The sequence below is a fragment of the Pseudomonas sp. Ors-4-3C genome, from assembly GCF_055755035.1.
In genome coordinates, this window is sequence record NZ_CM146900.1 from 3,382,803 (window position 1) to 3,405,685 (window position 22,883).

At 61.2% G+C, this 22,883-nt stretch carries 17 protein-coding genes and 4 tRNA genes; 4 read left to right on the forward strand and 17 right to left on the reverse strand.

The features are described from left to right. Positions 1 to 226 precede the first annotated feature (226 nt). From ACVHNU_RS15150 to leuC, 7 genes are all read right to left on the reverse strand, one after another. Positions 227 to 2,875 (reverse strand): motility hub landmark protein FimV, encoded by a 2,649-nt coding sequence (locus ACVHNU_RS15150; RefSeq protein WP_473017712.1) that lies wholly within the window; start codon positions 2,873 to 2,875, stop codon positions 227 to 229. A gap of 209 nt (positions 2,876 to 3,084) precedes the next feature. Next, a complete protein-coding gene (locus ACVHNU_RS15155) occupies positions 3,085 to 4,095 on the reverse strand; it encodes an aspartate-semialdehyde dehydrogenase (RefSeq protein WP_473017714.1) in 1,011 nt (336 codons plus the stop codon). A gap of 247 nt (positions 4,096 to 4,342) precedes the next feature. Continuing rightward, complete coding sequence (asd, locus tag ACVHNU_RS15160; protein WP_003226428.1) at positions 4,343 to 5,455, reverse strand: aspartate-semialdehyde dehydrogenase; 1,113 nt, start codon at positions 5,453 to 5,455, stop codon at positions 4,343 to 4,345. Positions 5,456 to 5,521: 66 nt separating this feature from the next. Further along, a complete protein-coding gene (gene leuB, locus ACVHNU_RS15165) occupies positions 5,522 to 6,604 on the reverse strand; it encodes a 3-isopropylmalate dehydrogenase (RefSeq protein WP_003226430.1) in 1,083 nt (360 codons plus the stop codon). A 52-nt stretch (positions 6,605 to 6,656) separates the two neighbouring features. Continuing rightward, a complete protein-coding gene (locus ACVHNU_RS15170; RefSeq protein ID WP_103520448.1) occupies positions 6,657 to 7,424 on the reverse strand; it encodes a class I SAM-dependent methyltransferase in 768 nt (255 codons plus the stop codon). Positions 7,425 to 7,561: 137 nt separating this feature from the next. Continuing rightward, positions 7,562 to 8,206, reverse strand: a complete 645-nt coding sequence (gene leuD / locus ACVHNU_RS15175; protein WP_103484400.1) for a 3-isopropylmalate dehydratase small subunit — start codon at positions 8,204 to 8,206, stop codon at positions 7,562 to 7,564. 12 nt (positions 8,207 to 8,218) lie between these two features. Continuing rightward, positions 8,219 to 9,637, reverse strand: a complete 1,419-nt coding sequence (gene leuC / locus ACVHNU_RS15180; protein ID WP_095136733.1) for a 3-isopropylmalate dehydratase large subunit — start codon at positions 9,635 to 9,637, stop codon at positions 8,219 to 8,221. Positions 9,638 to 9,778: 141 nt separating this feature from the next. On the opposite strand from leuC, the gene ACVHNU_RS15185 reads away from it, so the two are divergent. Further along, the gene (locus ACVHNU_RS15185; RefSeq protein WP_007969232.1) at positions 9,779 to 10,669 is read left to right on the forward strand and encodes a LysR family transcriptional regulator; all 891 of its coding nucleotides are present in this window, start codon (positions 9,779 to 9,781) and stop codon (positions 10,667 to 10,669) included. Between the two features lie 68 nt (positions 10,670 to 10,737). After that, a complete protein-coding gene (locus ACVHNU_RS15190) occupies positions 10,738 to 14,016 on the forward strand; it encodes a PAS domain S-box protein (RefSeq protein ID WP_139055556.1) in 3,279 nt (1,092 codons plus the stop codon). A 45-nt stretch (positions 14,017 to 14,061) separates the two neighbouring features. Here ACVHNU_RS15190 and ACVHNU_RS15195 read toward each other — a convergent pair whose 3' ends face one another. The 10 genes from ACVHNU_RS15195 to gltX all read right to left on the reverse strand — a co-directional run bounded on the left by ACVHNU_RS15195 (position 14,062) and on the right by gltX (position 20,036). Then, positions 14,062 to 14,505, reverse strand: coding sequence for an Hsp20 family protein (locus tag ACVHNU_RS15195; protein WP_003226440.1), 444 nt, complete (start codon positions 14,503 to 14,505; stop codon positions 14,062 to 14,064). Positions 14,506 to 14,625: 120 nt separating this feature from the next. After that, complete coding sequence (locus ACVHNU_RS15200) at positions 14,626 to 15,585, reverse strand: tRNA dihydrouridine synthase (protein ID WP_003226441.1); 960 nt, start codon at positions 15,583 to 15,585, stop codon at positions 14,626 to 14,628. Between the two features lie 169 nt (positions 15,586 to 15,754). Then, positions 15,755 to 16,204: an acyl-CoA thioesterase gene (locus ACVHNU_RS15205; protein WP_003226444.1), complete on the reverse strand. Its 450-nt coding sequence runs from the start codon at positions 16,202 to 16,204 to the stop codon at positions 15,755 to 15,757. A gap of 46 nt (positions 16,205 to 16,250) precedes the next feature. Then, a complete protein-coding gene (locus ACVHNU_RS15210) occupies positions 16,251 to 17,084 on the reverse strand; it encodes an alpha/beta fold hydrolase (protein ID WP_003226446.1) in 834 nt (277 codons plus the stop codon). A 30-nt stretch (positions 17,085 to 17,114) separates the two neighbouring features. Continuing rightward, complete coding sequence (locus ACVHNU_RS15215; RefSeq protein ID WP_045122549.1) at positions 17,115 to 17,654, reverse strand: TetR/AcrR family transcriptional regulator; 540 nt, start codon at positions 17,652 to 17,654, stop codon at positions 17,115 to 17,117. 181 nt (positions 17,655 to 17,835) lie between these two features. Continuing rightward, positions 17,836 to 17,911 (reverse strand) — tRNA-Glu (locus ACVHNU_RS15220). Positions 17,912 to 17,991: 80 nt separating this feature from the next. Continuing rightward, a tRNA-Ala gene (locus ACVHNU_RS15225) sits at positions 17,992 to 18,067 on the reverse strand. A gap of 53 nt (positions 18,068 to 18,120) precedes the next feature. Then, positions 18,121 to 18,196: transfer RNA gene (locus ACVHNU_RS15230), tRNA-Glu, on the reverse strand. Between the two features lie 79 nt (positions 18,197 to 18,275). Continuing rightward, positions 18,276 to 18,351, reverse strand: a tRNA-Ala gene (locus ACVHNU_RS15235). Positions 18,352 to 18,554: 203 nt separating this feature from the next. After that, the gene (gene gltX / locus ACVHNU_RS15240) at positions 18,555 to 20,036 is read right to left on the reverse strand and encodes a glutamate--tRNA ligase (RefSeq protein ID WP_103484287.1); all 1,482 of its coding nucleotides are present in this window, start codon (positions 20,034 to 20,036) and stop codon (positions 18,555 to 18,557) included. A 231-nt stretch (positions 20,037 to 20,267) separates the two neighbouring features. Here gltX and ACVHNU_RS15245 point away from each other — a divergent pair, with 231 nt between their 5' ends. Both ACVHNU_RS15245 and ACVHNU_RS15250 read left to right on the forward strand, forming a co-directional pair. Beyond that, positions 20,268 to 21,317: an HlyD family secretion protein gene (locus ACVHNU_RS15245; RefSeq protein ID WP_103522046.1), complete on the forward strand. Its 1,050-nt coding sequence runs from the start codon at positions 20,268 to 20,270 to the stop codon at positions 21,315 to 21,317. Then, positions 21,307 to 22,857 (forward strand): MDR family MFS transporter, encoded by a 1,551-nt coding sequence (locus ACVHNU_RS15250; protein ID WP_260525034.1) that lies wholly within the window; start codon positions 21,307 to 21,309, stop codon positions 22,855 to 22,857. The genes ACVHNU_RS15245 and ACVHNU_RS15250 overlap by 11 nt, the downstream gene beginning before the upstream one ends. The last annotated feature ends 26 nt before the right edge of the window (positions 22,858 to 22,883 follow it).

Sequence of the window (22,883 nt, forward strand, 5' to 3'; positions counted from 1 at the left end):
CAGCCTGCTGATGTGCAAAGGCGGGCATTATAAGGCTGTGAGTCGGGGATGCCAGAATTCTCTATGGGTAGTTCCGGCCCAATCGCGAGCAGGCTCACTCCTACAGGAGAACGCATTCCAACTGTAGGAGTGAGCCTGCTCGCGATGGCGATAGCACTGCCGCTACAAAATCCAGCCCAAACAAAAACGGCAGCCTCGATGGGCTGCCGTTTTGTTTACCGCCGAATCACGCCAGGTGCGAAAGCATTTCCTTGGCTTCGCCACGCTGCTTTTCGTCACCCTCGGTCAACACTTCGTTGAGGATGTCGCGCGCGCCGTCGCTGTCGCCCATGTCGATGTAGGCCTGAGCCAGATCGAGCTTGGTCGCGGCTTCGTCGGTACCGGCGAGGAAGTCGAAATCGTCTTCCCCCAGATCACCACCCAATGCCGCATCGTTTTCGGTGAAGGTTGGCTCGGCAATGCTCTGCGACAAGCGATCCAGCTCGGCGTTGACGTCATTCAGTTCCGCTGCGAATGCGTCAGGCTCGGCCGCCGGGTTGCTGTCCATTTCGTCGGCCAGCGACAGATCGAAATCGGCCGGCAGCTCCAGATCGTCCTGCGGCACTTCGTTGACGACCGCAGGCTCGACCGGCGACAGGTCTTTCACGCCTTCGTCCAGATCCAGCAGGAAGTCATCGTCCGCCAGGTCCGCCGCCGGGGCTGGCGCAGGCTCGGCACCCAGATCCAGATCGAGGTCGAAGTCCGACAGGTCGTCGAGGTTCTCTTTGATCTCGGTCTGCTGTTGCAGCACCGATTCGAAGCTCAGATCGTCGTCTGCCGGGAATTCGTCCAGCTCTACCGGCGCTTCAGGCGCGACGACAGGGGCAGGCTCAACCGGGGTGATGTTGTCGAGGTCGTCCAGGCTCAGGTCGAACGCGCTATCCAGGTCGTCTGCCGCAGGAGCAGGCTCAGGTGCAGGCGCCTCTGGCTCGTCGAGCAGCAGGTCCTTGACGTATTGCGCGTCCAGTTCGGCGGCGACCGCCGCTGCGGCCAGACCCGCGACCGCGACGACGGTCATGGCCGGGAAGCGTTTTTTCAGTTCTTCGACCTTGGCGAAGTTATCGCCGTTGGCCACCAGCTGACGCTCCTGACCAACGAATGCATCGCGGTCGCCCTGCTGACCGTAGACTTCCATCAGCTTCAGACGCAGATCGCTGCGCTGCGGCTCGAGGCTGACGCCCTCTTCGAGCAGCGCGGCGGCCTGATTCAGGCGACCGGCGTTGATGTGCGACTGAGCCTTGTCCAGCACGTCATCGGAACGCTCGGCGGCCGGCGCGACCAATGGCGCGGCAATCGGCTCAGCCATCACCACCGGAGCCACGACTGCCGCTGGCGCTGGCGCTGGCGCAGCTGCCGCGGTGTTGAGCTTGACGCTGGCAGCGGGTACTTCAAGGCCTTCGAAGCTGCTTTCCGGCAGATCCTGCTCGGCAGAGAACTCTTGCTCTTCCGCCAGGGCGCGGGCCATGCGCAGGTGTTTCTCGGCTTCCTGCTGGGCTTTGCGGCGACGAGCCAGCAGCAACAGCAGAAGCAGCAGCACCACCGCACCGCCACCGATCAGACCCAGCAGGATCGGATTGGTCAGCAGTTCGTTGAAGGTTTTATCCTCATCGACAACCGGCTTCGGCGCGACCGCCGGCGTTTCGGCAGGCGTATCGACCGGTGGCGCGATCGCCGACTCTGGCGTTGGCGCCGCTTCTGCCGGGGTGGCTGGCGGGGTCGCGGCCAGTTCGGCGGTGATCGCCGGTACGGCAGCGGTGGCGGCTGGCGCGGCGCCCGGGCCTTCGGCCTGCATCTTCGCCAGTTGATTGTTCTTCAGCTCGATCAGGCGCTGCAGCTTGTCCAGTTGGCTTTGCAGATCGGCCATGCGGCTTTTCAGTTCCTCGTTGTCACGACGGGTCGTGTCGAGGCTTTCCTGGGTGACCGCCAGTTTGTTGCTCAAAGCCTTGGCATCGCCTGCCGGGCCTTTGCCACGACCCTTGGCGCCTTCGGCAGACACCAGGCTCAGGTTGTCCTTGGCATTCTGCCCGGTGCCGACATTGCTGCGGCCACGCTTGGTGGCATCGAGCTGCTGCTGGCCGGTGCCAGGCTTGGCTACATAGCGACGACCCTGACGCCAGGCTTCGTTCTGCGCCGCCACTTCGGCAATCGCCTTGGACTGCGGCAGCGCGGCACTTTGCGTTGCATCCGGCAGACGTAGCACCTGACCGGTTTTCAGTCGGTTGATGTTGCCGTCGATGAACGCATCCGGGTTCAGCGCCTGAATCGCCAGCATGGTCTGCTGCACCGAACCGCCGGTACGCGCCTTCGCGGCGATTTCCCACAGGGTGTCGCGCGGCGTGGTGGTGTATTGCGTCGGGTGCGTGGCACCAGTGGTCGGCGCAGTGATGGTCTGCGACGGCGCCGGTTGCGCGGCGGCGTCAGCGGTCTGCGGCGAGAACTTCGACGGATCCAGCAGCACACTGTAATCGCGCAGCAGACGGCCGTTCGGCCACATCACCTGGACGAGGAATTTCACCATCGGTTCCGACAGTGGCTTGCTCGAAGTCACGCGCAGCACGCTCTTGCCGCTGGCGTTGAGCACCGGGGTGAACGTCAGGTCGTTGAGAAAGGCCTGGCGATCAACGCCGGCCTTGGCGAAATCTTCTGGCGAGGCCAGGCTTGGCACCACTTCTGCAGCGGTGAGATCCTTGACGTCGAGCAGCTCGATCTCGGCCACCAGCGGCTGGTTCAGGGTCGACTTCAGGGTCAGCTCCCCGAGCCCGAGGGCATGCGCCATACCGGAGGACAGCGCCGAGGCGGCCGCTATTGCTAACACCAGTTTGCGAACTTGAACCATAGCCTCATCCTTTGTTTGAACGTTCCTCGGCCAGCGAGAAGATGTTGATTGCCGCTGCCGTAAGGCATTGCGCGCGACGACGACAGACTGCCGCGCGCGATCATTTCTTTGATGCCCCGGAAAGTCCCGGAGGGTGACACGTTATCAAGTGCTCCGGGCAAGCATAGCGCTCACCTAGAATCAGTCGACAAATTGTTGCCAAGTATCTTTTACAGCAGGTCTTTTATCAACAATTCAGCGACCTGCACAGCATTCAGGGCTGCCCCCTTGCGTACGTTATCTGACGTCAGCCACAGATTAAGTTCCGCCGGGTCATCGACGCCGCTGCGCACCCGACCGACATAGACCACATCCTGCCCCACCGCGTCACCCACCGCGGTCGGATAATCGCCGGCTTCAACCAGCTCGATGCCGGGCGCGTCCTCAAGCGCAGCGTTGACCTTTGCCAGGTCGACCGCGCTCGCTGACTGCAAGGTCACGCTATAGCTATCGCCAAAAAACACCGGGGCTTGAACGCAAGTTGCGGAAATCTTTAATAAAGGCTGCTTCAGCACCTGACGCAACTCGCGCACCAGACGTTTTTCCAGCAGCGTGTGGCCTTGAGCGTCGGGCGTGCCGACCTGGGCCAGCAGGTTGAAGGCCATCTGACGGTCGAAGAACGTTGGCTCCAGCGGACGCATGTTCAGCAGCTCGGCAGTCTGCCGGGCCAGCTCGGTCACGGCTTCGCGACCCTGGGCGGACACGGCCAGATTGGCGGTGACATTGACGTATTGCAGCTCGATCAAATCGAGCAGCGGCGCCAGCACTACGGCCAGCGCAGTGGCCGAAGGGCTTGGGCTGCTGACCTGGAACGGCGCTTTCAGACCGGCGAGCACCTCAGCGTTGGCTTCCGGCACCACTTGCGGCGCCTGCTCGGCCGGCAACGCACCGGACAGGTCAATCAGCGAGCAACCGGCCGCGTGGGCACGCGCCGCGTAACTCAGGGAAACGGCAGCGCCAGCGGCGAAGAACACCAGTTTGACCTTGCTGAAATCGAACTCGTCGACTTCGCGCACGCGCACGTTCTTGTTGCGAAACAGCACCGCACTGCCGGCGGATTCGCTGCTCGCCAGCAAGTGCAGGTTGCCGACCGGAAAGTCGCGCTCTTCGAGAATCTGAACGAGGGTTTCGCCGACAGTACCGGTGGCGCCGACGACGGCAATATCAAGGGTCTGGGTCATGGTTCTACCTCTGGCGAAACGGGGGGAGCGGCACTTTACCGGGTGACTGGCATGCAGGCAATTTCTGTCGGAATCTGCAGTGTCTGCACCGGCCCCTTCGCGAGCAAGCTCGCTCCCACAGGGGAACGCAGTTCTAATGTGGGAGCGGGCTTGCTCGCGAAGGCGCCAGACCTGACACCGGGAACCCTCAGGCATAAAAAAACCCGCACCTCTCACAAGGCGCGGGTTCTTTCACGACTTCAAGCGATCAACGCTCCAGCAGGATCCGCAGCATGCGGCGCAGCGGTTCGGCCGCACCCCACAGCAGTTGGTCGCCGACGGTGAAGGCACCGACGAATTGCGACCCCATGTTCAGCTTGCGCAGACGACCCACCGGTACGTTCAGGGTGCCGGTAACCTTGGTCGGGCTCAGCTCCTGCATGCTGATGTCGCGGTTGTTCGGCACCAGTTTGACCCAAGGGTTGTGCTGGCTGATCAGCCCTTCGATGTCGGCGATCGGCACGTCTTTGTTCAGCTTGATGGTCAGCGCCTGGCTGTGGCAACGCATGGCGCCGATGCGCACGCAGATGCCGTCGACCGGGATCGGGCTCTTGAAGCGGCCGAGGATCTTGTTGGTCTCGGCCTGGGCCTTCCACTCTTCGCGGCTCTGGCCGTTCGGCAGTTCCTTGTCGATCCACGGGATCAGGCTGCCGGCCAGCGGTACGCCGAAGTTTTCGGTCGGGTACGCGTCGCTGCGCATGGCTTCGGCCACGCGACGGTCAATGTCGAGGATCGCGCTGGCCGGGTCGGCCAGTTGATCGGCGACAGCGGCGTGAGTCGCGCCCATCTGCTTGATCAGTTCACGCATGTTCTGCGCGCCGGCACCGGAGGCCGCCTGATAAGTCATGGCGCTCATCCACTCGACCAGACCGGCCTCGAACAGACCGCCCAGGCCCATCAGCATCAGGCTGACGGTGCAGTTGCCACCGATGTAGTTCTTGGTGCCCGCGTCCAGTTGCTGGTCGATGACCTTGCGGTTGACCGGGTCGAGAATGATCACCGCGTCATCGTTCATGCGCAGGCTGGACGCCGCGTCGATCCAGTAACCCTGCCAGCCGGCTTCGCGCAGCTTGGGGAATACTTCGCTGGTGTAGTCGCCGCCCTGGCAGGTCAGGATCACGTCGAGGGTTTTCAGCTCTTCAATGCTGTAAGCGTCCTTGAGCGGAGCAATGTCCTTGCCCACGGACGGGCCTTGGCCACCGACATTGGAAGTGGTGAAAAACACCGGCTCGATAAGATCGAAATCCTGCTCTTCCAGCATCCGCTGCATGAGCACGGAACCGACCATGCCGCGCCAACCGATCAGACCTACACGTTTCATCGCAACTACACCTTCTTGAAAAGTGGGCCGCTGCTTTGTATTGAATTTCGCAGCGGGCCCGAGAGATTACAGATTCCGCAGCGCGGCGACTACTGCGTCACCCATTTCCTGCGTTCCGACTTTGGTACAACCGGCCGAATAGATGTCGCCGGTGCGCAAGCCTTGGTCGAGAACCACGCTGACGGCTTTCTCGATGGCATCGGCCGCGTCGTGCAGATTGAAGCTGTAACGCAGCATCATCGACACCGACAAAATCGTTGCCAGCGGGTTGGCAATGCCTTTGCCGGCGATGTCCGGCGCCGAACCGTGGCAAGGCTCGTACATGCCCTTGTTGTTCGAATCCAGCGAGGCCGAGGGCAGCATGCCGATCGAACCGGTAAGCATCGAGGCTTCGTCCGACAGGATGTCGCCGAACATGTTGTCGGTGACGATCACGTCGAACTGCTTCGGCGCGCGCACCAGTTGCATGGCGGCGTTGTCGACGTACATGTGGCTCAGCTCGACTTCAGGGTAATCCTTGGCGACCTGCTCGACCACTTCACGCCACAGTTGGCTGGATGCCAGCACGTTGGCCTTGTCCACCGAGCAAAGTTTCTTGCCACGGACCATGGCCATGTCGAAACCGACGCGGGCGATGCGGCGGATTTCGCTTTCGCTGTACGGCAAGGTGTCGTAGGACTGACGCTCGCCGTTTTCCAGGGTACGGGTGCCGCGTGGCGCGCCGAAGTAGATGCCACCGGTCAGCTCACGCACGATCAGGATGTCCAGACCGGCAACGATTTCCGGCTTCAGGCTCGAAGCGTCGGCCAGTTGCGGGTAGAGGATCGCCGGACGCAGGTTGCCGAACAGGCCCAGTTGCGCACGGATTTTCAGCAGACCACGCTCAGGGCGGATGTCACGCTCGATGGTGTCCCATTTCGGGCCGCCCACTGCGCCCAGCAGGACGGCGTCGGCAGCACGGGCACGGTCGAGGGTTTCGTCGGCCAGTGGCACGCCGTGCTTGTCGATGGCCGCGCCACCGATCACGTCATGGCTCAGCTCGAAGCCCAGGCTGTACTTGTCGTTGGCCAGCTCCAGCACCTTGACCGCTTCGGCCATGATTTCCGGACCAATACCGTCGCCTGGGAGAATCAGAATCTGCTTGCTCATGCTTTCCTCATGTCATCAGTCGGAGCGCCCGCAGGCGCGCCCGGAAAAATTCTTAGCGCTCGGCCCACAGTACCAATACATCTGTACTGAACGAGCCATCGGCATCAATCTCAAAATATTCGCGCACTTCGTTGCCCATCGACTGCTGCAACTGGCGGATCGCCGCGCGCATCACTTCGGGTGTGCGCATGCGCTCGACCCAACTGCTGTATTCCAGACGCAGGCGCTGACGACTGGTGCTGCGGGTATGCAGCCCGGCCTCGCTGACCTGCCGTAGCCACTCGCCGGCGGAATAATCGCGCACGTGGCTGGTGTCGCGCAGCACTTCGACGCTCTGCAGGTAAGTGTCGAACAACGGGCTGCCCGGTGACAACACGTCGATGAACGCTGCCACGCCACCCGGCTTCAGCACCCGCCGCACTTCACGCAGGGCCACCCCGAGGTCGCTCCAATGGTGCGCCGAATAACGGCTGAACACGTAATCGAATTCGCCATCGGCAAACGGCAGGCGCTCGGCGGCGCCGTTGACCGTGGAGATATTGGCAAAACCGCGATCAACGGCTGCGGCGGCGACCACGTCGAGCATTTGCTGCGACAGGTCGTAGGCCACCACTTCTTTCACCAGCGGCGCCACATGAAAACTCACATGACCGGCACCGCACCCCAGATCCAGCACCCGAGCAGCGCCCTGCCCCGCCAGTTCAGCCTGTAGCAGCGCAAATTCAGTGCCCTGAGCGTGAACGGCGCTGCTCAGGTAGGCGGCGGCCTGTTCACCGAATTGCTTTTGTACAACCTGGGTGTGCTGGGCGGTGCTGGTCATAGTCATTTCCTGGCATTTGTGTTGTTTGAGCTGCCGCCTTCGCGAGCAAGCCCGCTCCCACATTTGAAATGCATTCCCCTGTGGGAGCGGGCTTGCTCGCGAAGAGGTCGGCCCTGACTACATCAATCTCGAATCAATCATGCGTCGCGAAACAACCACGGCTGGCTCACACGATGTTTGGCCTCAAACGCCGCAATCGCATCGCCGTCCTGCAAGGTCAAACCGATATCGTCCAGACCATTGAGCAGGCAATGCTTGCGGAACGCGTCGATCTCGAAGCTCAACACCTTGCCATCCGGCCGGGTCACGGTCTGCGCCTGCAGATCGATCTGCAATTGGTAGCCCGGATTAGCCTCGACCTGCTTGAACAGTTCATCGACTTCAGCGTCGCTCAAGATGATCGGCAACAAGCCGTTCTTGAAGCTGTTGTTGAAGAAGATATCGGCGTAGCTCGGCGCGATGATGCTGCGGAAACCGTATTCTTCCAGCGCCCACGGGGCGTGTTCACGGCTGGAGCCGCACCCGAAGTTCTCACGGGCGAGCAACACGCTGGCGCCTTGATAACGCTCGGCGTTGAGCACGAAGTCCTTGTTCAGCGGGCGCTTGGAGTTGTCCTGATACGGCTGGCCGACATCCAGGTAGCGCCACTCGTCGAACAGGTTCGGGCCGAAACCGGTGCGCTTGATCGACTTCAAGAACTGCTTGGGAATGATCTGGTCGGTGTCGACGTTGGCACGATCCAGAGGCGCGACAAGACCAGTGTGCTGGGTAAAAGCTTTCATGCTGCGCTCCTTTTAGATCAATTCACGAACGTCGATGAAACGACCGTTCACCGCCGCCGCAGCGGCCATGGCCGGGCTCACGAGGTGGGTACGGCCACCGGCACCCTGACGGCCTTCGAAGTTACGGTTGGAGGTCGAGGCGCAATGCTCGCCGGACTCCAAACGGTCCGGGTTCATCGCCAGGCACATCGAGCAACCCGGCTCACGCCATTCGAAACCGGCTTCGAGGAAGATCTTGTCCAGACCTTCGGCTTCCGCCTGCGCCTTCACCAGACCCGAGCCCGGTACGACGATTGCCTGCTTGATCGTCGAAGCGACTTTGCGACCCTTGGCGATCACGGCCGCAGCGCGCAGGTCTTCGATACGCGAGTTGGTGCAGGAACCGATGAACACGCGATCCAGCTGAATGTCGGTGATCGCCTGATTGGCAGTCAAACCCATGTATTTCAAGGCGCGGACAATCGAATCGCGCTTGACCAGATCCATCTCTTTCGCCGGGTCCGGCACGTTCTGATCAACGGCCAGGACCATTTCCGGGGAGGTGCCCCAGCTGACTTGCGGCTTGATCTGCGCAGCGTCGAGTTCAACCACGGTGTCGAACTTGGCGTCGGCGTCGGAGACCAGATCTTTCCAGGCTTCAACCGCCTGATCCCACTGCGCGCCTTTCGGTGCGAACGGACGGCCCTTGACGTACTCGACAGTCTTTTCGTCCGCAGCCACCAGACCCACACGGGCGCCGGCTTCGATGGACATGTTGCAGATGGTCATGCGGCCTTCGACGGACAGATCGCGAATCGCGCTGCCGGCGAATTCGATGGCATGGCCGTTACCGCCGGCGGTGCCGATCTTGCCGATCACCGCGAGGACGATGTCCTTGGCGGTCACGCCGAATGGCAACTGACCTTCGACACGCACCAGCATGTTCTTCATTTTCTTCGCGACCAGGCACTGGGTGGCGAGCACGTGCTCGACCTCGGAAGTGCCGATCCCGTGCGCCAAGGCACCGAAAGCGCCGTGGGTCGAGGTGTGCGAGTCGCCGCAGACCACGGTCATGCCCGGCAAGGTTGCGCCCTGCTCCGGGCTGATCACGTGGACGATGCCCTGACGGATGTCGTTCATCTTGAACTCGACAATGCCGTACTCATCACAGTTGTCATCGAGGGTCTGAACCTGCAAACGCGAGACCTGGTCGGCAATCGCTTCGATGCCGCCCTTGCGCTCTGGCGTGGTCGGTACGTTGTGGTCCGGGGTCGCGATGTTGGCATCGATGCGCCAAGGCTTGCGCCCGGCCAGACGCAGGCCTTCGAAGGCTTGCGGCGAGGTCACTTCGTGGATGATGTGACGATCGATGTAGATCAGCGCCGAGCCATCGTCGCGCTGTTTGACCAAATGCGAATCCCAGAGCTTGTCGTAGAGCGTTTTGCCGGCCATCAGACGGTTCCTCATCAGCTTGTTTCTATGCCTTGGGCTTATCAATAACCCTTTGGCTTGTGAGGCCGATCCTATGGCGTTACATTAAATAACTCAAATTCATATTTTTTATGCTTTGGATAACCAACTGGAATACGAACCATGGATCTGGCCAACCTCAATGCTTTTATCGCCATCGCCGAGACCGGCAGCTTCTCCGGCGCCGGGGAACGCCTGCATCTGACGCAGCCGGCGATCAGCAAACGCATCGCCGGACTGGAGCAACAACTGAAGGTGCGGTTGTTCGATCGACTCGGTCGTGAAGTCGGTCTGACCGAGGCCGGCCGCGCCCTGCTGCCCCGGGCGTACCAGATTCTCAACGTGCTGGACGACACACGCCGCGCCCTGACCAACCTGACCGGCGAAGTCAGCGGCCGGCTGACCCTGGCCACCAGTCACCACATCGGCCTGCACCGTTTGCCGCCGCTATTGAGGGAATTCACCCGCCGCTACCCACAAGTGGCGCTGGATATTCAGTTCCTCGATTCGGAAGTGGCCTACGAGGAAATTCTCCATGGCCGCGCTGAACTGGCAGTCATCACTCTTGCGCCAGAGCCACACACGCTGGTCAAAGCCACGCCGGTGTGGGACGACCCGCTGGATTTCGTGGTGGCGCCGGAGCATTCGCTGATCAGCAACGGCGCGGTGAGTCTGGCGGATATTGCCGGTCATCCGGCGGTTTTTCCCGGAGGCAACACCTTTACTCATCATATTGTCCAACGTTTGTTCGAAGCCCAAGGGCTGACGCCGAACATCGCCATGAGCACCAACTACCTGGAAACCATCAAGATGATGGTCTCCATCGGTCTGGCCTGGAGTGTTCTGCCACGCACCATGCTTGATGAACAGGTCGCGCGCATACCTTTGCCGGGCATACAGCTCAGTCGCCAGCTAGGCTATATCGTGCACACCGAACGGACGCTGTCGAATGCAGCAAGGGCCTTCATGGCTTTGCTGGATGCGCAAATCGATCTGCCAGGGACTCCGGGCTAACTTGTGCTACTCCTACAGAGCCGCTGTCCCTGTGCCTAACGCCACCATCAGCTCAAGGCCCGTTAACAATGCCCAAATCTGTTGACCGAATTCCGCCGATGCCGCGTATTCAGGCCATTGATCCGCGACGTTCCGAGCAGAGCTGGGAGAGTGCGCCGCAATTGCTCGCCGCGCTCAACGGCGCCCGGCTCGGTGCCTGGTATTGGGACATCGAGCGCGGGCAGATCAGTTGGTCACGGGGCACCCAGGCGCTGTTCGGCTTCGATCCACGGCAACCGCTACCGCAGGATCTGGAATACCTCGACCTGTTGCCGCCCGAGGACCGGGCGAAAACTGTCAGGGCATTCCACGCGGTGATTGCCGGAGCACCGCTGGAACAGGCGATGCACCACCGTATCCGCTGGCCCGACGGCAGTCTGCACTGGCTGGAAATCAGCGGCAGTCTGCTACCGGACAAACAGGGGCGTCCTCGAATGATCGGGGTGATTCGCGAAATCACCCACCAGCGCCAACGCGAGCAGGCCCTGAGCAGCTCGGAGAAACGTTTCGCCACACTCTTTCACCTGTGCCCGAACATGGTGCTGCTGACGCGCCAGGAAGACGGTCTGATCACCGAGGCCAACCAATATTTCGAAAGCCTGTTCGGTTGGCCGGTACAGAGCGCCATTGGCCGCACCACCCTGGAGCTGGGCCTGTGGGTGCACCCGGAGCAACGCGCAGAACTGGTGAAAAGGACCAAGGCCAAGGGCGAACTGATCAGCATGGAAGTGCAGTTCCGCGCCAGCAACGGGCAGATTCATGACGGCATCCTCAGCGCGCAGAAGGTCGAACTCGAAGGCCAGCCGTATCTGCTCAGCACGTTTCTCGACACCACCGAACGCAAAGCCGCCGAACACGCCTTGAAAGACAGCCAGGAACGCCTCGATCTGGCGCTGGACTCGGCGCAGCTCGGCACCTGGGACTGGCACATCCCCAGCGGCATGCTCTATGGCTCGGCACGGGCCGCGCAACTGCACGGGCTGGAGCCGATCCCGTTTCACGAGTCGTTCGAAGAGTTCTTTGAAGGCGTGCCCGGCGAAGAACGCGACAGCATGCGCGACGCCTACCGCAGCCTGCGCGAAGGCCCGGCGGGCAATTATCAGCTGACCTACCGCGTGCAATTGCCGGATGGCAGCTCACGCTATCTGGAAAGCCGCGCCCGCCTCTATCGCGACGAGAACGGCGCGCCGCTGCGCATGGCCGGGACCTTGCTGGACATCACTGATCAGGTCGAGCGCGAGCAACGTCTGGTGGCCTCGGAAGAGAAATTCGCCACGTTGTTCCAGGTCAGCCCCGATCCGATCTGCGTCACGCGGCAGGACAGCGGCGAGTTCATCGAAATCAATAACAGCTTCACCCAGACCTTCGGCTGGAGCGCCGCCGACGTGATCGGGCGCACCGCCGAAGACATCGGCCTGTGGGACGCCTCGGCGAAAAGCCTGCAACGCATCGAGCGGGTGATCCGCGAACAGGGCCTGAGCAATGTCGCGATCATCGTCCAGCACAAGGACGGCCAGTCACTGACCTGTGTGATTTCCAGCCGACAGATCAGCGTTGGCAATCAGCCGTGCATCGTCACCACTTTGCGCGACATCACCCAGCAGCAGCGCTCCGAAGCCGCACTCAAGGCCAGCGAAGAGAAATTCGCCAAGGCGTTTCACTCCAGCCCCGATGCGATCACCATCACCGAGCGCGACACCGGGCGTTATCTGGAGGTCAACGACGGTTTCTGCCGCCTCACCGGCTATCGCGCGGAAGAAGTGGTGGGCAAAACCGTGTACCAGATCGGCATCTGGGCCGAAGAGAAACAACGCTCGGCGCTGTTTGCCGAACTGCAGATCAAAGGCCGCGTGCATCATCAGGAAATGCTCGGGCGCAACAAGCGCGGCGAACTGCTGACCGTGGAAGTGTCGATCGAACCGATCACCCTCAACGAAACCGCATGCCTGCTGCTGACCGCCCGCGACGTCAGCCTGCTGAAAAATGCTGAAGCGCAGATCCGTCACCTGGCCTATCACGACCCGCTGACCAACCTCCCCAACCGCGCCCTGCTGATGGATCGCCTGAGCCAGCAGATCGCCCTGCTCAAGCGCCACAATCTGCGCGGCGCGCTGCTGTTCCTCGATCTTGACCACTTCAAGCACATCAACGACTCGCTCGGCCACCCGGTCGGCGACACGGTGCTGAAAATCGTCACTGCGCGGCTTGAAGCCAGCGTGCGCATGGAAGACACGGTTGCACGTCTCGGCGGCGATGAATTCGTGGTGCTGCTCAGCGGTCTGGAAGGCACGCGCAACGAGGTCAGTGCACAAGTGCGGGAACTGGCCGACACCATTCGCGAACTGCTGTCGGAGCCGATGTTCCTCGACGGCCAGCGCCTGCAAGTGACGCCGAGTATCGGCGTGGCACTGATTCCCGATCACGGCTCGACCCCGACCGATCTGCTCAAGCGCGCAGACATTGCCCTGTACCGCGCCAAGGACTCCGGGCGCAACACCACGCAGATGTACCACAACACCATGCAGAAGGCGGCCAGCGAACGGCTGCGCATGGAGACCGATCTGCGTCTGGCGCTGTCCCGTGGCGAATTCAACGTGCACTACCAGCCGCAGGTCGATGCGCGGGACAACCGCATCATTGGCGCCGAAGCCCTGGTGCGCTGGAATCACCCGGAACTCGGCGCGCAATCGCCCACCGAGTTCATCAAGGTGCTGGAAGACAGCGGTCTGATTCTGGAAGTCGGCACCTGGATCCTCGACGAGGCCTGCGAGGCGTTCAAACAGCTGATTGCCTTGAAACTGGTCGATCCGCTCAACTTCAGCCTGTGCGTGAACATCAGCCCACGCCAGTTCCGCCAGAACGACTTCGTCGAACGCATCGAACACAGCATGAGCAGCCACGGTCTGCCATGCTCGCTGCTGAAACTGGAGATCACCGAAGGCATCGTCATCCAGAACCTGGAAGACACCATCAGCAAAATGCGCCGCCTGAAAAAACTCGGCGTGAGCTTCGCCATGGACGATTTCGGCACCGGCTATTCATCGCTGACCTACCTCAAACGCTTGCCGGTGGACACCCTGAAAATCGACCAGTCATTCATCCGCGACGCGACCACCGACCCCAACGACGCCGAGATCATCCGCGCCATCGTCGCCATGGCCCGCAGCCTGGAACTGGAGGTGATTGCCGAAGGTGTCGAGACGCCGGAGCAACTGGCGTTCCTGCAGGGGCTGGGTTGCCATCTGTATCAGGGCTATCTGCACAGTCGGCCGGTGGCGTTGGAGGCGTTGAAAAAGATGCTCGAATGACGAGCACAAAAAAAGGGCGCCGTTGGCGCCCTTTTTCACTCGGCCTTACTGCAGAGCCGGCTTTTGCGCTCCGCTGATCGGGATGCGCTTGGCTTTCGCTTCTTCCGGGATCACCCGCAACAGGTCGATGCTCAGCAGACCATTGCTCAGATCGGCGGCCTTGATCTCGATGTGATCGGCCAGGCGGAAGGACAGCTTGAAAGCACGCTGGGCAATGCCTTGATGCAGGAAGGTCACGCCTTCGTTGGCATCACGCTTGCCGCCACTGATGGTCAGCACACCCTTCTCGACTTGCAGCTCCAGGTCTTCTTCCTGGAAACCGGCTGCCGCTACGACGATGCGGTATTGATCGTCACCGTGTTTTTCCACGTTGTAGGGTGGGTAGGTGCTGCCTGGCTCGTTGCGCAGCGCGGTTTCGAACAGATCGTTGAAACGGTCGAAACCCACCGAGGAACGGAACAGTGGTGCCAGGGAAAATGCAGTACTCATGGTTCAAATCTCCTGAAAACAATCAGCAAGGTTTTTTGACTCCGCGACCCGAATTCGGCATCGCGTACCCCTTAGATAGGGACCGCCAAAATGATTTCAAGAGATTATTTGAAGATTTTTTCAGGCCGCTTCGGCGACTGGCAAACCGAGCAAACGCGAGACTTGATCCGGTTCTGTCTCACGACGCAGCACGGTAAACAGCTCGGTGGCCTCGGGATAATTGCGCGTCAGCATCGCCAGCCATTGCTTCAAGCGACCCGGCGATTGGCGTGCAGTCATCTGCGCCTTGGCTTGCAGCCAGAAGTCCTGAATCAGCGGCAGCAGCTCGGCCCAGCTCATCTCGACCACTTCTTCACCGGCGCGCGCGGCAGCGATCTGCCGGGCCAGATCCGGGCGTGACACCAGACCGCGACCGAGCATGATGTCTTCGACACCACTGATCTCGCGGCAGCGGCGCCAGTCCTCGACGCTCCAGATATCACCGTTGGCGAACACCGGCACCTTGACCACGTCCTGCACCCGCGGAATCCACTCCCAATGCGCCGGCGGCTTGTAGCCATCGACCTTGGTCCGGGCGTGAACCACGATGTGCTCGGCGCCGCCCTCGGCCAGCGCAGTGGCGCAGACCAGCGAACCGTCCGGGCTGTCGAAGCCCAGGCGCATCTTCGCGGTGACCGGGATATGTGCCGGCACGGCGCGACGCACGTGCTCGACGATGCTGTTGAGCAGTTCCGGCTCCTTGAGCAGCACTGCCCCGCCCCGGGATTTGTTGACGGTCTTGGCCGGGCAGCCGAAGTTCAGGTCGATGACTTCCGAGCCGAGCTCGCAGGCCAGCGCCGCGTTTTCCGCCAGGCACACCGGATCGGAGCCCAACAATTGCACGCGCAACGGCACACCGGAACGGGTGCGGGCGCCGTTGAGCAGCTCCGGGCCGAACTTGTGGAAGTAGGCCGGGGTGAGCAACTGATCGTTGATCCGAATGAACTCGGTCACGCACCAGTCGATGCCGCCAACGCGGGTCAGCACGTCGCGCAGGATGTCGTCGACCAACCCCTCCATGGGCGCCAGGGCAATTTGCATGGGGAAAACACTACTCAGGAAGAAAAAACGTGCGGCAGTTTACTGGATATCGCGCAAATCCGCAGAACAACACTCTTTCCTGTGGGAGCGAGCTTGCTCGCGAAAGCGGTGTATCAGTTGATGCAACCGTCACTGGCCCACCGCTTTCGCGAGCAAGCTCGCTCCCACATTAGAGCTGCACTGTTTCTGGACTTTGGATCGCCGGGCCATAACCCTCGATGAATTCCGCCGGCATGCGCTTGGGCTTGCCGGTAGACAGTTCGATGCAGACGAACGTGGTTTGGGCGCGCAGTAAAGTGGCGTTGTCGCTGGGGCGGATCAGCTGGAAGTGGCGGGTCATTTTCAGGCGCTGATCCCAATCGACGATCCAGGTCGCCAGTTGCAGCTCGTCGCCTTCGTAGGCCGCCGCCAGGTAATCGATTTCGTGGCGCACCACGGCCATCGCCCGGTCCAGGCGCCGGTACTCGACCAGATCCAGCCCCAGCCGCTGCGAGTGGCGCCAGGCGCAGCGTTCGAGCCAGGTCACGTACACCGCGTTGTTCGCGTGGCCCAGCCCGTCGATGTCCTCGGCGCCTACTTGCAGATCAATGGTGAACGGCGTTGCCCGATCCCAGCCCATGCCCCACTCCCGGTCAGATTATTCAACCGGGGCAGTGTAACGGATGTCAGGCCGATTGCCGCGCCTGAAGGCTGCGCCCCGCCAACAGTGATAACACCCCATCAACCACCCGAGGGTCGGCCAGCACTCGCTGGTGGCCGCCGCTTTCCAGGCGCAGCAGGCGGCTGTCGAACCAGGACTCGTGGATCAATTGCGATTCCTTGACCGAGACGAAGGTGTCGTCCTCGGCATGCACGATCAGGCCCGGCATATCCAGTTGATAGTGCGCGACATCGAGGGTCGCGGCACGCATGCCGACGTCCTGCTCGACCTGTCGGATGAACGCCGAGCGCGCCCGCGGTGGCATGCCGACATAGCGGGCAAAACCGCGCAGCACGCCGAGAATCCGCGCGGGAGCTGCGATGCTGACGAGGGTTTCGGTGCGCAGGCCCAGTTGCACGGCAAGCATGGCGCTGGCGCCGCCCATCGAGTGGCCGATGACGGCTTGAAGAGGTGGCAGTTCCGCAGCGGCTTCGAGCATGGCGCGGGCGAACAGCACGACATTGGCCTCGCGCCCCGGTGAGCGGCCGTGGGCCGGGCCGTCCAGCGCGACAACGGTGTAACCGGCCTCGACCAGCGCGGTGATCAACGCTGCAAACTGCGTGGGTCGCCCTTCCCAGCCGTGCATCAACAGCACCGCCGGTCCCTGGCCCCAGCGCAGCGCCGACAGGCCGAAACGCAGCGTGATGCGTTCGGCGCTCGCCAGCAGCGGCAGCTCCCAATCGCGCAGCGGCAGCGAACGTGGCGTCATGAACGCCTGACGCATTTTGCTTGCTACCCGTTGCGGTGCAATCCAGCCCAAGGTGCCATTAACGCCACGAACCCACTTCAACGTGTTCATCGCTCTCTCCTCAGGCGAGTTGCCTTCAGGTCAACGCACCGCCGACTTGGCAGCGCGCAGCAATCGATCGGATAAATCGCCCGGGCCCAGCGCGCGTGCCAACGCCAGACCACCCACCATCAACGCCACATCGGCCAGTGCTTTGTCGGTGTCCTCGGGGCTGGACGCCAACTGCGCAATCATCAGTTCCAGGTGTTCGTTCAGCGCGATGCGAAACGACTCCGGCAAACGTCCCAGCTCGCCGATCGAAGCCGGAATCGGACACGCGGCGTCGCTGGAGTCGCGATGCTTGCGCGACAGATAGAACGCAGCGACCAAGGCGCGACGCTCTTCGCCGGTCAGCTCGGAGTCCATGTCGGCAATCAAGTCGCGTCGACGTCCCAGCAATTGCTTGAACGCCTCGAGCATCATGGCGTCCTTGCTTTCGAAGTGCGCGTAGAAACCTCCGACGGTCAGGCCGGCGGCGCCCATCACTTCGCCCACGCTGGGATCTGCCGGACCGCGCTGGATCAGTGCAGCGCTGGCAGCCTTGAGGATGCGTTCGCGGGTTTGAGCTTTTTTATCGTTCATCGTTGCCTCCGAATATTACGACTAGAATATTATTCGCATAATAATATTCTGCAAGTCGAGGATATGACCGCTGGTCTGAAGCACAGTGTAAGGAAAAAGGAGATTTGGCCAAATGCCAGACAAACAAAAGGGCCATTCAATAATTGAATGACCCTTATAAATCCCGCAGAGCGGGTAATCGTGGCGTCCCCTAGGGGACTCGAACCCCTGTTACCGCCGTGAAAGGGCGGTGTCCTAGGCCACTAGACGAAGGGGACACAAACCCTTCTATACAGCTGATCAGTGCTGAGATCTGATCTGATTCAAGGCCGGTGTGGCCAGACCTTGAACTGTAAATTGGTGGAGCTAAGCGGGATCGAACCGCTGACCTCCTGCATGCCATGCAGGCGCTCTCCCAGCTGAGCTATAGCCCCGGATTTTTCGCCTCGCGGCGGAGTGACATCTTGCAACATCACTTCTGTAAAACTGGCGTCCCCTAGGGGACTCGAACCCCTGTTACCGCCGTGAAAGGGCGGTGTCCTAGGCCACTAGACGAAGGGGACGCAAACCCTTCTATACAACTGATCAACGCTGAGTGTTGATCGCTTCGGAGCCGGTGTGGCCAGGCTTCGAAGTGTAAATTGGTGGAGCTAGACGGGATCGAACCGTCGACCTCTTGCATGCCATGCAAGCGCTCTCCCAGCTGAGCTATAGCCCCTCATCGTTGATGTCATCGCTGAGGACGGGGCGAATCTTAAGGGCGTATCGAAAGCCTGTCAAACTTATTTTTGAAAAATTTCAAAGTTTTTTGTCGGCATAACAATCACTTACCGCCCTCCCCCCGAAAATCCGGGGGAAAAACGCCGAAGGCCGGAATCAAACGATCCCGGCCTTCGGTGGTTACTGCAGAGTCAGACGTGCTCAGGCAATCGCGCCCAGCAGCTTTTCCCACTCTTTGTTTTCTTTCTTCGACACACCGCCCAGCAGGTCGATCGCCTGGCGCAGACGGAAACGGGTCAGGTCCGGGCCGAGGATTTCCATTGCATCGAGCACCGACACCGAACTGGCCTGCCCGGTGATCGCGGCAAACATCAGCGGCATCGCGTCACGCAATTTCAGCTCGAGGGATTCGACCACTGCCTGAATCGTTGCGGTGATGTTGTCCTTCTCCCACTGCCGCAGGCTTTCCAGCTTCCACAGGATCAGTTGCATCAGTTGACGCACCTGATCGCCCGAGAGCTTTTTCGACTCGAACAGCTTGGCATCCGGGTTCACGCCACCGGCAAAGAAGAAGCCGCCCAGCGGTGCAACCTGACTGAAGGTTTCCACGCGACCCTGCACCAGCGGTGCGATCTTCATCATGTATTCGGAGTTGAACGCCCACTTCTGCACGCGTGCGGCGAACTCTTCCACCGGCAGGTCACGCAGCCACTGACCGTTGAGCCACGACAGTTTCTCGATGTCGAAGATCGGCCCGCCGAGCGACACGCGCTTGAGGTCGAAGTTGTCGACCATTTCCTGCAGCGAGAACTTCTCGCGCTCGTCCGGCATCGACCAGCCCATGCGACCGAGGTAGTTGAGCATCGCTTCCGGCATGAAGCCCATGCGCTCGTAGAACGTCACCGAGGTCGGGTTCTTGCGCTTGGACAGCTTGCTCTTGTCCGGGTTACGCAGCAGCGGCATGTAGCACAGCTCCGGTTGTTCCCAGCCGAAGTATTCGTACAGCAGAATCAGTTTCGGCGCCGATGGCAGCCACTCTTCGCCGCGCAGCACGTGGGTGATGCCCATCAGGTGGTCGTCGACCACGTTGGCGAGGAAGTACGTCGGCAGGCCGTCGGTCTTCATCAGCACTTGCATGTCCATACGATCCCACGGGATCTCGACATCGCCGCGCAGCATGTCCGGCACCACGCAGACGCCTTCGGTCGGCACTTTCATGCGGATCACGTGCGGTTCGCCAGCCGCCAGACGGGCCGCGACTTCTTCCTTCGACAGCAGCAGCGCGCGGCCGTCGTAACGCGGGGTTTCGCCGCGCGCCATCTGCTCGGCGCGCATCTGGTCCAGTTCTTCAGCGGTGCAGAAGCACGGGAATGCGTGGCCCATGTCGACCAGTTGCTGGCAATACTTCTGATAGATATCGCCACGCTCGCTCTGCCGGTACGGACCGTGCGGGCCGCCAACGTCCGGGCCTTCGCTCCAGTCGATACCCAGCCAGCGCAGGGCGTCGAAGATCTGCTGTTCGGACTCGCGGGTCGAACGCAACTGGTCGGTGTCTTCGATGCGCAGGATGAACTCACCGCCATGCTGCTTGGCAAAGCAGTAGTTGAACAATGCGATGTAAGCGGTACCTACGTGGGGGTCCCCGGTAGGCGATGGCGCGATGCGAGTGCGGACGGTGGTCATGGCATGTCTCGAAAAGAATGAAAAGCAAAGAACAATCAAGCCGCGAATGGTAACAGGCGACACCCGCCCCGCTCCAGCGGACAGGGCATTTAAGCCAAGTTTGCGTCTGTAACGCCCATAGACCGTGGTGACGGGCCGAATATCAGCCGTTGGCATTTACCGTTTATCGGCTGTATGCCAGATTCAGCCGCAGAGAACTTTCCTTACAATTCCTCGACTACAGTTTGCCTCATGCCTGCCCAACTCAAGCGTCGCCTGTTTATTTTCCTGCTGCTGGTTCTGTTGATTGCCGGGGGCTTCTTCGCCCATTGGTTTTTCAAGGGCCGGTTTTATGAAAGCACTGATAACGCCTATGTCCAGGGCGAGATCACCCGCGTTTCCAGCCAATTGAGCGCACGCATCGACGAAGTGCTGGTGCAGGACAACCAGCATGTGGAAAAGGGCCAGTTGCTGGTGCGCCTTGAACCCGCTGATTTCCGCCTGGCCGTCGATCGCGCCAATGCCGCCCTCGCCACTCGCGAAGCTGAGCGTTTGCAGGCACAGAGCAAATTGACTCAGCAGGCCAGTCTGATCGCCTCCAGTGACGCACAAGTCGCCGCATCGCAGGCCACGCTGGGCCGCTCGCAGGTCGACTTGTCGCGCGCCGAAACCCTGCGCAAACCCGGTTACGTTTCCGAGGAGCGGGTGACCACCCTTTCCGCTGACGCCCATATCGCCCGCTCGCAAGTGGCCAAGGCCCAGGCCGATGCACAGAGCCAGCGCCAGCAGGTCAACGCACTCACCGCCGAGATCAAACGCCTCGACGCGCAGATCGCCAACGCCCGCGCCGATCTGGCGCAAGCCGAACTCAACCTGACCCGCAGCGAAATCCACGCGCCGATTAGCGGCATGGTCGGCCAGCGTGCCGCACGCAATGGCCAGGTGGTGCAGGCCGGCGCCTATCTGCTGTCGATCGTTCCCGATGAAGACATCTGGGTGCAGGCCAACTTCAAGGAAACCCAGATCGGCCGCATGCTCCCCGGACAAAAAGCCGAGCTGACCTTCGACGCTTACAGTGACACGCCGATCGAAGCGCGGGTCGACAGCCTGTTCGCCGCCTCCGGTGCGCAGTTCAGCCTGCTGCCGCCGGACAACGCCACCGGCAACTTCACCAAAGTCGTGCAGCGAATTCCGGTGAAACTGACGTTCAAGGCCGACAACCCGCTGCACGGCAAGATCCGCCCGGGCATGTCGGTCACCGCCACCGTGAATATCAAAGACGCCCCAGACAATGGCCGGTGATTCGCTGATCCGCCCGGTCGGCGAACCGACCCGGCGGGACTGGATCGCGGTGATGAGCGTGATGCTCGGCGCCTTTATGGCAGTGCTCGACATCCAGATCACCAACTCTTCGCTCAAGGACATTCAGGGCGCGCTGTCGGCGACGCTGGAAGAAGGCTCGTGGATTTCTACCTCGTACCTGGTCGCGGAAATCATCATGATCCCGCTGACCGCGTGGCTGGTGCAGCTGCTCTCGGCGCGACGGCTGGCGGTGTGGGTGTCGCTGGGTTTTCTAATTTCATCCTTGCTATGTTCGATGGCCTGGAGCCTCGAAAGCATGATCGTCTTTCGTGCCATGCAAGGCTTCACCGGCGGCGCGCTGATTCCGCTGGCGTTCACCCTGACCCTGATCAAACTCCCCGAACACCACCGCGCCAAAGGCATGGCGATGTTCGCCATGACCGCGACCTTCGCCCCCTCCATCGGCCCGACACTCGGCGGCTGGCTCACGGAAAACTGGGGCTGGGAATACATTTTCTACATCAACATCCCGCCGGGGCTGATCATGATCGCCGGGCTGATGTACGGGCTGGAAAAGAAGGAAGCGCACTGGGAACTGCTGAAAAGCACCGACTACACCGGGATTCTCACGCTGGGTGTCGGCCTCGGTTGTCTGCAGGTTTTTCTTGAAGAGGGCCATCGCAAGGACTGGCTCGAATCGAACCTGATCGTGACCTTGGGCAGCATTGCCCTGCTGAGCCTGATCACCTTCGTCATCGTGCAGATTTCCAAACCCAATCCGCTGATCAACCTCGGCATTCTGCGCAATCGCAACTTCGGCCTGTCGAGCATTTCCAGCCTCGGCATGGGCGTCGGCTTGTATGGCTCGATTTATCTGCTGCCGCTGTACCTGGCGCAGATCCAGAACTACAACGCCCTGCAGATCGGCGAAGTGATCATGTGGATGGGCGTGCCGCAGCTGTTCCTGATTCCGCTGGTGCCGAAGCTGATGAAGTTCGTGTCGCCGAAGTGGCTGTGCACCCTTGGCTTTGGCTTGTTCGGGCTGGCGAGTTTTTCTTCGGGGGTGCTCAACCCGGATTTCGCCGGGCCGCAGTTCAATCAGATCCAGATCATCCGCGCGCTGGGTCAGCCGCTGATCATGGTCACCATTTCGCTGATCGCCACGGCGTACATCCTGCCGCAGGACGCGGGGTCGGCATCGAGTCTGTTCAACATCCTGCGCAACCTTGGCGGTGCGATCGGCATTGCCCTGCTCGCCACGCTTTTGGATGCGCGAACCAAGACCTACTTCGATTATCTGCGTGAGTCGATTGTGCCGACCAACCCGCAAGTGGCCGAACGCATGGCCTCAATGACCGACCGGTTTGGCAGCGACACCGCGGCGCTGGGCAAGATGAGCGAGATCGTGCATCAGCAGGCGCTGATCATGGCCTATAACGATGCGTTTCACTTTGTCGGGATTGCGCTGGGGATCAGCATGCTGGCGATTTTGCTGACCAGAAAATTGCCGGCGGGGTTGAAGGCTGGGGAAGCTCACTGATTTTTGTGGTGTCTGGACCGGCCTCT